The 11430-nt window shown below is 69.9% G+C and carries 10 protein-coding genes and 1 pseudogene; 8 read left to right on the top strand and 3 right to left on the bottom strand.

Annotated elements, in window-relative coordinates:
- Positions 1-30: 30 nt before the first annotated feature.
- Positions 31-564 carry an Lrp/AsnC family transcriptional regulator gene (locus ACZ61C_RS05970; RefSeq protein WP_465303355.1) on the top strand — a complete coding sequence of 178 codons (534 nt, stop codon included), beginning with the start codon at positions 31-33 and terminating at the stop codon, positions 562-564.
- 6 nt (positions 565-570) lie between these two features.
- Here the strand turns inward: ACZ61C_RS05970 and ACZ61C_RS05965 are convergent, their stop codons facing one another.
- Positions 571-1800 carry a pentapeptide repeat-containing protein gene (locus ACZ61C_RS05965; protein WP_465303353.1) on the bottom strand — a complete coding sequence of 410 codons (1230 nt, stop codon included), beginning with the start codon at positions 1798-1800 and terminating at the stop codon, positions 571-573.
- 86 nt (positions 1801-1886) lie between these two features.
- On the opposite strand from ACZ61C_RS05965, the pseudogene ACZ61C_RS05960 reads away from it, so the two are divergent.
- The 3 genes and pseudogenes from ACZ61C_RS05960 (at position 1887) to ACZ61C_RS05950 (ending at position 6957) form a co-directional block, all read left to right on the top strand.
- Positions 1887-2384: pseudogene (locus ACZ61C_RS05960) on the top strand (DUF2199 domain-containing protein).
- Positions 2385-2634: 250 nt separating this feature from the next.
- A complete protein-coding gene (locus ACZ61C_RS05955; RefSeq protein WP_465304201.1) occupies positions 2635-5229 on the top strand; it encodes a glycoside hydrolase family 3 N-terminal domain-containing protein in 2595 nt (864 codons plus the stop codon).
- 99 nt (positions 5230-5328) lie between these two features.
- The gene (locus ACZ61C_RS05950) at positions 5329-6957 is read left to right on the top strand and encodes a DUF885 domain-containing protein (protein WP_465303351.1); all 1629 of its coding nucleotides are present in this window, start codon (positions 5329-5331) and stop codon (positions 6955-6957) included.
- On the opposite strand, the gene ACZ61C_RS05945 is transcribed toward ACZ61C_RS05950, so the two are convergent.
- Complete coding sequence (locus ACZ61C_RS05945; protein WP_465303349.1) at positions 6939-7364, bottom strand: hypothetical protein; 426 nt, start codon at positions 7362-7364, stop codon at positions 6939-6941. The genes ACZ61C_RS05950 and ACZ61C_RS05945 overlap by 19 nt on opposite strands.
- A gap of 133 nt (positions 7365-7497) precedes the next feature.
- Entirely contained in the window at positions 7498-8625 is a 1128-nt protein-coding gene (locus tag ACZ61C_RS05940; protein WP_465303347.1) for a PucR family transcriptional regulator, read from the bottom strand.
- 117 nt (positions 8626-8742) lie between these two features.
- Between ACZ61C_RS05940 and ACZ61C_RS05935 the strand changes: the two genes are divergently transcribed.
- The 4 genes from ACZ61C_RS05935 (at position 8743) to ACZ61C_RS05920 (ending at position 11258) form a co-directional block, all read left to right on the top strand.
- The gene (locus tag ACZ61C_RS05935) at positions 8743-9618 is read left to right on the top strand and encodes an esterase/lipase family protein (RefSeq protein WP_465303345.1); all 876 of its coding nucleotides are present in this window, start codon (positions 8743-8745) and stop codon (positions 9616-9618) included.
- A gap of 57 nt (positions 9619-9675) precedes the next feature.
- Complete coding sequence (locus tag ACZ61C_RS05930) at positions 9676-9891, top strand: hypothetical protein (protein WP_465303343.1); 216 nt, start codon at positions 9676-9678, stop codon at positions 9889-9891.
- Positions 9892-9953: 62 nt separating this feature from the next.
- Complete coding sequence (locus ACZ61C_RS05925) at positions 9954-10223, top strand: helix-turn-helix domain-containing protein (protein WP_465303341.1); 270 nt, start codon at positions 9954-9956, stop codon at positions 10221-10223.
- Between the two features lie 96 nt (positions 10224-10319).
- Complete coding sequence (locus tag ACZ61C_RS05920) at positions 10320-11258, top strand: trypsin-like serine peptidase (protein ID WP_465303339.1); 939 nt, start codon at positions 10320-10322, stop codon at positions 11256-11258.
- Positions 11259-11430: the final 172 nt, after the last annotated feature.

Here is an 11430-nt window from a genome sequence, read left to right as displayed (position 1 = left end):
TTGTGGTCGTCTGTTCAAGGGTTGGCGGAAATGAGCGACAAACGGCCTTCAATAGGCCCTTATCCGGACCAAACGTCTTCCGCCTCCCAGCCGCTGGACGGCCTCACGGGACGAACGGTCCCGGCCCTCGACGAGGTCGACCGCGCGATGCTGGCGGAGCTGTCCGCGGACGGCCGCCTGGCGGTGCGCGCGCTGGCGGAGAAGCTGCACATCTCGCGCACGAACGCGTACGCGCGGTTGGAGCGCCTGATGGCCGAAGGGGTGATCACGGGCTTCGGCGCCCGCATCAACCCACGCCGGGCAGGCCTGGGCACGTCGGCGTACATCATGGTGACGGTGGAGCAGACGTCCTGGCGCACGATGGCCACGGACCTCCACGCGATCCCGTACGTCGACCACGTGGCGCTGGTCGGTGGCGACTTCGACATCCTGCTGCTGGTGCGAACACCCGACAACACAACGCTGAGGGACGTGGTCCTGGAGCGGCTGCAGGCACTGGAGGGGGTCCGGTCGACGCGGACGTGGCTGATCTTCGAGGAGCTGCCGGGCTCGGTGCTCGGCTGACGCCGTTCAGTCGAAGTCGTCGTCCGGTGGCCGCGGACTCCACTCCGGCGGGCTGTAGGGAACGCCGTCCAGCAGGCAGTCGACGAACCGGACGTCCTCACTGAACGTCACGTCCTTGAAGTCGGCGTAACCGCCGAACTCGACGTTGATGAACCAGCCTTCCCGGGCGAAGGTGACCTCCACGAACCGGGCGTCACGACCGAAGTCGACCCCTGGCAGGTAGGCCTCGTCGGCGAACCGCGCACGGGAGAAGTCCGAGCCGCCGGCGAACGTGGCCTTGCTGAAGATGGCCTTGCCCGCGAACTCGGCCTTCTCGAACCGCGCGAAGCCATGGAACCGCGCGTCGCGAAACACAGTCGCTCCGAAGAACCTGGCTTCGTCGAACCTCGCGTCCCGGAGGAACGTGACGCCGTCGAACCGGGTGCTGTCGGAGAACTCCGCCTCCGCGAACCACGCCTCGCCCTCGAACACCGCGTCGTCGAACCTCGTGCTCCCGTGGAACTTGATGCCCAGCAGGGAAGCTTGCCCGACAAACCTGGCCCGCGCGAAGTTCGCGTTCCGCAACGAGCAGTCGTGGAGCTTCAGGTCGATCAGCACGGCGCCGCCGAGGTCCAGATCGAGGTCGGCCCAGAACCGGGCACGGTCGGCCCCTGCCGGAGCGACATGGTCGGTGAGGATCTGCTGGGCGGTGACCCGCACCTCGCGCTCCTCCAGGCAGGCCCGGCCGGGCTCCTCGGCGCCTTCGGCCGGCGGGTCGTACGGCATCCGCAGGTACGCACTGATCACATTGACGATGGTCTGCCGGTGAGCGTGGTTGTCCTGTGCGAGCCGCTCCAGGGCGTACAGTCCGGCCAGCCGGACTGGCGCCTTCTCCGCACCCAGCTGTTCCACCGCTTTGAGGTAGAGATCGCTGATCCTCCGCTCCGCGGCGTCGTGGCGCGCGTCCTCGTTGGCCTGCTCACGCAGGAGGAGGTCGTTCCGCTTGGTGGCCACGTCCTGCTCGGCCGTCTGCTGCCGTCGGGCGGCCAGCAGCAAGGCGATGAACCCGCCCGCGCCGAGGACGATCGTGCCGACTGTCCTGACGCTTTCCAGCCGCGCCTTGTCGGCGTCGGTCCCCTGGCCGTAGAGCGAAAGCAACACCCAGCACGCCGCCGCAGCGACGAGGACCAGGACAACCGCCGAAACGGCGATCGTCCGGTTCGAGAGCAGCCGGTTTCCCCCTGAACCATCCGCCATCGTTCCAGGATCGCAGTTTTCGGGCCGAGCACCGGAAGTTCGCCCGGTCGGGGCAGCCCTCGGCTCGTGCCTCCTACTCTGTCACCATGACGACCGACCTGGGGTACACCTGCACCTGCTGCGGCGAGAGACACGACGAACTCCCCTTCGCCTACAGCGCTCCAGCGCCGGCTTCCTGGCAGGACGGCCTTCCGGACAGCGTCCTCGAACCCGAACGCTGCGTGATCGGCGGTGAGCACTTCTTTCTCCGCGGCCGCCTGGTGCTGCCGGTCCTCGACGCCGACACCGACTTCGAGTGGGGTGTCTGGGTTTCGGTGAGCAAGGACAACTTCTTCCGCGCGTAGGAAGTCTGGGATCGTCCGGACCGGGTGAGCGAACAGCCGTACTTCGGGTGGCTCACGACCGAGCTGCCCTGCTACGAGCCCGGCACCCTGAACCTCAAGATCAACCTGCACACACGGCCGCCGGGTGAGCGGCCGCTCGTCGAGGTGGAGCCGACCGGGCACCCGCTCGCCGTCGAGCAGCGGGGCGGGATCACGCTGGTCCGGGTGCAGGCGATCGCGGAGATGCTGCAGCACCCGTGATCCCGGGCAAGACCTTTGCCCCGCAGCACCTTGACCGCAAGCACCACACCCGCTAGACGCGCCCAACCACCGGGCGACTCTTATTTTATGTCGAGAATTAACTTGCCCCGCAAGCGTCCGAAACTATTGACGCCGTCCCCTTCGCCCGGTGAGGATCGGCCGGTCCGCCGTTCATCGCAGAATGGACCAGACCATGGCCAGAAGATCCCGCGCGTGGTCCCGTGCGCGCCGAAGTTCGCTCGTCACCCTGATGAGCCTCAGCCTGCTGGGCGGAGTCGCGCAGGCGATCCCCCAAGCGGCCCAAGCCGCGGAGCAGCCCGTCATCGGGCAGCCCGCCAAGGACAAGTACGGCTGCGCCAAGATCGAGCCGAGCCTGCCCACCCTCGCGGACTGGCCCAAGGTCGACAGCCGGTTCAAGGGCAAGGCCGGTGACGAGGCGCGCATCGCCCAGATCGTCTCCGGGATGACCCTGGAGGAGAAGGTCGGGCAGATGACGCAGCCCGAGATCACCTCGATCACCCCCGCCGAGGTGAAGCAGTACGCCATCGGCTCCGTCCTCAACGGCGGCGGCGCGTGGCCGGGCGGCAACAAGCACGCCACCCAGCAGGACTGGCTGAACCTCGCCGACTCCTACTGGTACGCCTCCAAGTCGAGCCGCACGAAGATCCCCGTCATCTGGGGCATCGACGCCGTGCACGGCAACAACAACGTCTACGGCGCCACCGTCTTCCCGCACAACATCGGCCTCGGCGCGGCGCACGACCCGTGCCTGGCCCGCGACGTCGCCGCCGCCACCGCGCGGCAGATCCGCGCCACCGGGCAGGACTGGGCGTTCTCGCCGACCCTCGCCGTCGTCCAGGACGACCGCTGGGGCCGCACCTACGAAGGCTTCTCCGAGGACCCGCGCATCACCCGCGCCTACGGCTACGAGGCCATCGACGGCCTCCAGGACGAGGCCACCAAGCGCATCGGCCGCGACGGTGTCATTGGCACCGCCAAGCACTTCATCGGCGACGGCGGCACGCTCAAGGGCCAGGACCAGGGTGTCAACCCCTCCTCCGAAGCCGACATGATCAACATCCACGGCCAGGGCTACTACGGCGCGCTCGCCGCCGGCACCCAGACCGTGATGGTGTCGTTCAACAGCTGGACCAACACCGACCTCGGCATCAACGAGGGCAAGCTGCACGGCAGCGACAAGGCGCTGAACCAGATCCTCAAGGGCAAGATGGGCTTCGACGGCCTCGTCGTGTCCGACTGGAACGGCATCGGCCAGGTCACCGGCTGCACCAACTCCTCCTGCCCGCAGGCGATCAACGCCGGCATCGACATCGTGATGGTGCCCGCCGACTGGAAGGCGTTTATCACCAACACGATCGCCCAGGTCCAGAACGGCCAGATCCCGATGGCCCGGATCGACGACGCCGTGACCCGCATCCTGCGCGTCAAGCTGCGTGACGGGCTGTTCGAGGCGCAGGCGCCGTCGGACCGCTCGTTCGCCGAGTCGGCCGAGGCGCTGACCGACCACCAGCTGGCCCGCGCGGCCGCCCGCGAGTCGCAGGTGCTGCTGAAGAACAACGGCAACGTGCTGCCGCTCAAGCCGAAGTCGAAGGTCCTGGTGGTCGGCAAGAGCGCCGACAGCATCCAGAACCAGACCGGCGGCTGGACGCTGAGCTGGCAGGGCACCGGCAACACGAACGCCGACTTCCCGAACGCCACCTCGATCCTCGCGGGGCTCAAGGAGGACCTCGGGGACGCCAACGTCACCTTCGACGCCACCGGCAACACCGACCCGAAGGGTTACGACGCGGTCATCGCGGTCATCGGCGAGACGCCGTACGCCGAGGGTGTCGGCGACCTGACCCGCAAGACGCTCGAGGCGTCGAAGCTCTACCCCGAGGACCTCGCCGTGCTGGACAAGGTCAGCGGCAAGGGCACCCCGGTCGCCACCGTCTACGTCGGCGGCCGCCCGCTGTACATGAACAAGGAGATCAACCGCTCCGACGCGTTCGTGGCGGCCTGGCTGCCCGGCTCCGAGGGCGGCGGCGTCGCGGACCTGATGGTCAAGGGCAAGGACGTCAACGGCGGGTACACGGCCAAGCTGTCCTACTCGTGGCCGAAGAGCGCGTGCCAGTCGCCGCTCAACCCGTGGTCGCCGGACTACGACCCGCTGTTCAAGCTGGGTTACGGCCTGAAGACGGGCCAGCGCGTCACGATCGGCCAGCTGGACGAGACCCCCGGCCCGGCGACCTGCGGGTCCACCGGCGGTGGCGGGACGGCGACCGAGGACCTGTCGATCTACGACCGGACCGACGTCGCGCCGTACACCAGCCAGATCGGCTCGGCTTCGAACTGGGGCGGCACCGTGATCGGCCCGGACGGCGCGGCCGACCACCCCGAGATCAACACCGTCCCGACGGACGTCAACGTGCAGGGCGACGGCCTGAAGGCGACCTGGACGGGTACCGGAGCGGCTCAGCTCTACATGCAGAACACGGCGGGCACGAACGACCTGCGCAGCTACCTGAACGCGGACGGGGCGCTGGAGTTCGACACGATCGTGCAGCAGGCGCCGGTCAACCGGACGGTGATCAGCATGCACTGCGTCTACCCGTGCTTCTCGGAGGTGAACGCGACGAAGCTGTTCACCGACCTGGCGGGCGGCCCGAAGACGACGGTCAAGATCCCGTTGTCCTGCTTCAACAACGGGCTGGACTTCGAGCACATCAACACGCCGTTCCTGGTCTACACCGACGCCGCGTTCCAGGCGTCGTTCGCGAACGTGCGGTGGGTCCCCAACGGGGCGAAGGATCCTGATGCGAGACCTTGTTCGAGTTTGACCTAGGTGCCGGCCGGGCCGGGAGCGCGAAGCTCCCGGCCCGGTTCGTTTCCGGGGGTGCGAAATCCCCTCGATCGAGGGTGAGCGCGCCGACACAATGACCGGATGACTTCTGCTTCCGCGCTCGCGGACGAGCTCGTGGACATCCTGGCCACCTGGTCCCCGCTCGAAGCGACCTTCGTCGGCATCCCCGGGCACGACGCCGAGCTGGGCGACCCGAGCGAGGCCGGCCAGGCGCGGCTGCGCGCCCGCGCCGCCGATGTCCTGGCGCGGGCGCGGGTCTCGCCCGACGCCGACCGCGTGACGCTCGGCGTGGTCGTCCAGCAGGCCGAGGCGGTGCTGGCGCGGCTCGACGCGCGGGACGTCGAGTTCACCCTGGCCGACCCGATGTTCGCGGCCGGGACCAGCCTCCTGACCTTCCTGCCGCAGCTCACGACGTCCGGCGCGCAGGCGGAGGAAGACTTCCTGGCCCGGCTGGCCGCGTTCCCGGCGTTCTACGCCGCGCTGGCCCAGCGCCAGCGCGCCGGCTCGCACCGGCACGTCGAGCGGATGGCGCACACGACGATCGGGTTCCTGGACCGGTTCCTGGCGCGGGACAAGCCGTTCGCCCTGCCGCTGACCGGCGACCGCGCCGAGCGCCGCGACCGGCTGGTCGCCGACGTGGTGCGGCCGGCGCTGGCCCGCTACCGCGAGTTCGTCGCGACCGAGCTGGCCGGCCGCGGCCGACCCGACCACGAGCCGGGGATCTGCTGGCTCGAAGGCGGCGAAGCGCACTACGCGGCTTTGGCGCGCATGCACACGACCACCGACCACACCCCGCAGGAACTCCACCAGCTGGGCCTCGACGTCCTCGCCGGGCTCCAAGCCGAGTACACCGAGCTCGGCAGCCGGGTTTTCGGGCTGACCGACCCGGCCGAGGTGCGCCGCCGGCTGCGGACCGACGAAAGCCTCCGCTGGCGCGACGCCGAGGAGATGCTCGAGACCGCGCGCTCGGCCGTCGCCCGCGCGACCGCCGCCGCGCCGGGCTGGTTTCCCCGCGTCCCGGCCGCCGAATGTGTCGTGCGAGCGGTCCCGGAGGCGGAAGCGCCGGTCGCCGCGCCCGCGTACTACCTGCCGCCCGCCCTCGACGGCTCCCGCCCGGGCGTCTACTACACCAACACCCACGAGGTGCGCACGCGCGACCGGTTCATCGCCGAGACCGTGGCGTTCCACGAAGCCGTGCCGGGCCACCACTTCGCGGAGTCGCTGACGCAGGAGCTGACCGGGTTGCCGCGGCTGCGGCGCATCGCGATGATCACCGCGTACAGCGAGGGCTGGGCGCTCTACACGGAACGGCTCGCCGACGAGATGGCTCTCTTCTCCAGCGACCTGATGCGCCTCGGCATGGTGGCCGAGGATTCGGTGCGCGCGGCGCGCCTGGTCGTCGACACCGGTTTGCACGCGCTGCGGTGGACGCGTGAGCAGTGCGTCGAGTTCCTGCGTGCCCACACAGTGTTGAGCGAGGTCGAGGTGCAGTCCGAAACGGACCGGTACATCGAGTCGCCGGGCCAGGCGCTGGCGTACATGACCGGCCGCCTGGAAATCCTGCGCCTGCGCCGGTTCGCGTCGGAGACGCTCGGGGAAGCGTTCTCCCTCAAGGACTTCCACGGCGTCGTGCTCGGCGGCGGTCAGCTGCCCCTGAAGGTGCTCGACGACGTCGTCCGCGCGTGGGTCGGTCAGTGCTGCATGCCGTAGGACTTCTGGCACGGGTAACCGTCGTTGGTGGCGGACCAGCCGGCCGGATAACCGTTCTGCGCCCAGGCGGCGTACGCCTGCGCGTAGGAGTACCCGCGGGCGTGGAGCCACTGGCACGGCGTCTGCCCGGCCGAAGGGGTGATGGTGATCCACGGCTGCGCGGCGATCCAGCTCGGCTGCGCGTACCACTGGTTCGAAGCAACGGCTTTCGGTGCGACAACAACGGTTTGCGGCGGCTGCACGACAACGGTCTGCGGCGGCGCGACGGTGACGGTGGGCGTGGCCGCCGCGGTGACGGTCGCGGTGGCGGGCGCCTGAGCGGGACTTCCGGCGACGGTGCGCGGCAGGCCACAGGCGGCCAGCGCGAGAACGGCGGAGAGGGCGGCGGTCGCGCGGAGGATGCGCATGGGCTGGCTCATTTCGTCCGGGTCAGGTGGCTGCCACGATCGGCATCTTCCGTGTCCGCCCCAGGAATCGGGTGGACGGCGGAAAGCGCACTTGATCCGGGGGAATCGCGACGCGAACGTTATCCCGTGACATTCACCCGTTCTGGCGGCTGATGTCGTAAGCCGTCATCGCCGCGGCCAGGTGGCGGGCGTCCGCCGGGCGGGTTGCGTCGTAACCCGTGATCAGCTGGATGCGGCCGAGGCGGTAGGTCAACGTGTTGCGGTGGATGTTCAACGCCGTCGCCGCTTCGCCGCGGTTGTAGCCCGACGTCACGAATGCGCGCAACGCGTCGATCAGGTGCGGATGGTCCTCCAGCGGCGAAAGAACCGCAGCAAGCGCTTCCCGCGCCGGGCTCGGCCGGGCCAGCTGGTATTCGATCGCCAGGTCGGCCAGCCGGTACAACCGCGGCGGACGGCGCAGGCTTTCCGCCAGCGCCAGGATCTCCACGGCTTCGGAATGCGCCGCGGGAATGTCTTCGAGCGCACCCGCGCGGGCCGACGCCGCGACGCACGGACGGCCGCAGAGGACGTCCACCCGCGCCGCCACCTCGTCTGCCGAGGATGCCGAAGACGACGGGGGCACCAGCAGCACACCGCCGTCCCCCTTGAACGTCACCAGGACACCCGCCTGACCGTCCAAATCGGACCGGATCGCGCGGAAGAGGTCCGTCGCCTCGCGGGAATCCGGGGGCGCCGGCCGCAGCGGCAGGTGGAACACCACGACGTCGTAGCTCGGCGCGAGCTCGCGGTGGCGCACCGGGCGGCCGGCGAGCAGGCTGGCCGCGAGGTTCTGGCGGTCCTCCCGCCGCTCCCAGTCGAGGGCGTCGCGCTCGCGCAGGTACGCCGACGCGACCCGCGGCATCACCTCGCCGAGGAAGTCCAGCATCCGCGCGCCGAGCACCGCGCGGTCGCCGTCGGCCTGCTCCCACGCGACGCCGGCGGCGAGCGGGTAGATCTTCAGCACGGCCTCCAGCGGCAGGCCGTCCCGCGCCCGCTCGGCGCCCCACACGATCGGCAGCGCCAGCTCGTCCTCGGTCGGCCGCCGGTCCTCGGCGACCGTGGTCAAGAACAGCTCGAACACCGCCCGCGCGTTCGCGACCAGGTCGCCGGCCAGCACGCTCTCCGGCAGCAGCCGGTACGCCGGGATCTCGGCGGCACACCGGGTGATCATCGCGGTGGCGATCTCACCCGTCCGAGGGAACAACCTGTCGACGGTTTCCATGCCCGGTATTGTCACCATGCACAAACGGCCACGGCAAGTTTCTGCGCGTTCTGCCAGCAGACAGCCTTGATTGTGTGGTTCATGCTGTGCATAGCAACCAGACGAAGGGACTTCGCAATGGCGCGAGGAATGGCGCGGGGAACAAAACGATGGCTGGCCGGACTCGGGATCGCGGGCCTGCTGGCCCTGGGTGCGGCGGCCCCGGCCCAGGCCGCGCCCAGCGGCGGGAACAACAACTTCGGCTGCCACCCGAGCGCCGCCCACCCGAACCCGGTCGTGCTGCTCCACGGCACCTTCGCCACCTACTACGAAGACCTCAACTTCCTGCAGGCCGACCTCGCCGCGCGCGGGTACTGCACGTTCTCGCTGACCTACGGCGCCTACCCGCAGTTCCCGTTCGTCGGCGGCCTCAAGCCGGTCGCGGAGTCGTCGCTGGAGATCAAGAACTTCGTCGAAAAGGTCCGCGCGGCGACCGGCGCGGCCAAGGTCGACGTCGTCGGGCACTCCGAAGGCGGTCTCCAGTCGATCTACCTGGCCAAGATGCAGGGCATCCAGAGCGAGATCGGCCAGGTCGTCGCGATCGCCCCGCCGACCCACGGCGCCAACGCGTCCGGGCTCCTGACGCTGGCCTACACCGTGCTCGGCAAGGGCACCTGGGACACGATCGTGAAGACGATCGGCCTCCCGATCTTCGCCGACGAGCTGGACGGCGGCGCGGCGATCGTCGCCCTCAACACCGGCCCGGTCGCCCAGCCGGGCATCGGCTACACGATCATCACCTCGCGCTACGACGAGCTGGTGACCCCGACGGAGACGTCGTTCATCCGCGAGCCGGGGGTGCACAACATCTACGTCCAGGACTCGTGCCCGTTCGACCCGGTCGGCCACATCGGCGAGGCGTACGACCTCAATGTCTGGCACCTGGTCTCGGGCGCCCTCGACCCGGTGCATGCCGCGCCGATCAAGGTCTGCGCGGTGGGCTCGCCCGGCTGACGCGGTCTGCCCGTCCTTTCCCGCTGGTATTCTTGCGGCGGCGGAGGGGTGGTTCCCATGTCCCGGAAAAAAGCGTTCGTCGTGCTCGCCGTGATCGCGGGTCTCGCGGCGGCCGGGCTCAGCGCCGCCGCCGCCGCGAGGCAACCCGGTCCCGAAACCCCGGTGGTGCACACCAACCCCCAGGACCCGGCCGAGGTCGACCGCCACTGGACGCCCGACCGCATCCGGCAGGCCGACGAAAACATGCGCCACCAGAGCGGTCCGGACGACTAGGCGTATCTGCGCCCCTTCCTGCCCCCTCTTCTCGGTGCGGGTTTCCGGCTTGGGGGGATGACATGAACGACGACTTCGTGGCACTCGAACACCGGCGGAGCCAGGTCCTCGAACGCGTCGGGAGGCTCAGCCGGCGGGAACACGAAATCCTCGTCCTGCTCGGCCACGGCCTGTCCAACCGCGGCATCGCCCGCCGGCTGGGCATCAGCGAGCGCACCGTGAAGTTCCACGTCAGCAACGTCTTGATCAAGCTGCGCGTCGAGTCGCGGCTGCAGGCGGGCTCGGTCGCCGGCCTGCTCAGCTCCCGGCCGGAGCACCCCGGTCTCCCCTGAACGGCGCAACTCCAAGGTCCAGTGTCGCCGCCCGGCGCGCGGCGGGAGGCTGGCTGCCGGGCGGGACCACCGCCCGGGGGAACCTGGAGGTGCCCAGTGAGACGTACCCGATCGGCAGGGGCGGTCCTTGCCGTCGTAGTGCTCGGGGGAATGCTGGTCCACGGCACGGCGCAAGCCGCGACGACAGCCGACGCGGTGCCCGGCAAGGCATCCGCGGCAGTCGTCCAGCAGGCGACCACACCCGCGAAGGACGTCCTGAGCCAGTGGACACCCGAGCGGATGCGCGCCGCCAAGCCGGCCGACGTGCCCGCCGAGCGGCACGGCGCCGAACCGCAGAGCCACGTCCTGCCGGCGACTTCCGCGCCGGGCGCGGCCGGACCGAAGTCCGCTCCGCAGGGCCCGCCCGCGCTCACCTCGCTCAGCCAGTCGGGGGTCTGGACCGCGCACGGCCAGATGCCCGCGTCGACCGTCGGCAAGCTCTACTTCGACGAGCCCGACGGCGGTCACCAGTGCACCGCCAGCGTGATCAGCTCCGCCAACCGCAGCATGGTCTGGACCGCCGGGCACTGCGTCACCGACGGCGCGAAGCACTGGTACAGCAACTTCGTCTTCGTCCCGGACTACGCCGGCTCCGGCGAGCCGCTGGGCCGGTGGACCTGGAAGTCGTTGTCCACACCGAACGGCTACTTCGACGGCAAGGACAGCGACTACGACTTCGCGGCCATCTCGCTGTGGCCGAACGGCAACGGTGTGAGCGTCGCGAACGCGACCGGCTGGCAGGGCTACAAGTTCGGCCAGGGTTACGACTGGAACGTCTACGAGTTCGGCTACCCGTTCGACACGCACCCGGCCCGCCCCGGCATCACCGGGCAGCAGCTGCGCTACTGCACCGGGACGACGTGGCGCCCGGGGATCTGGCCGTTCCAGCCCGACCAGGAGGCCATCCACTGCGACCAGGGCCACGGCGCGAGCGGCGGCCCTGGCTCGACGACCTGCAGCTCGCCCGCGGCTGGGGCTACCTCGTCGGCAACGTGAGCTACCACTCCGACGACAACTCCGACGAGGAGCGCAGCCCGCACTTCGGCGACGCGGCGATCAACGTCTACAACGCCCAGCAAGCCGTCTGACCCCACCCCGGGGGGGGGGGGGGGGGGGGGTGGGGGCCGGAGGACCCACCACCAACACGGAAAGGAAGGGAGAGCGCGGA

Source organism: Amycolatopsis sp. NPDC104587, from assembly GCF_055583645.1.
Note: the sequence above shows the minus strand (reverse complement) of the source record. Positions and strands in the feature narration are given on the sequence as shown.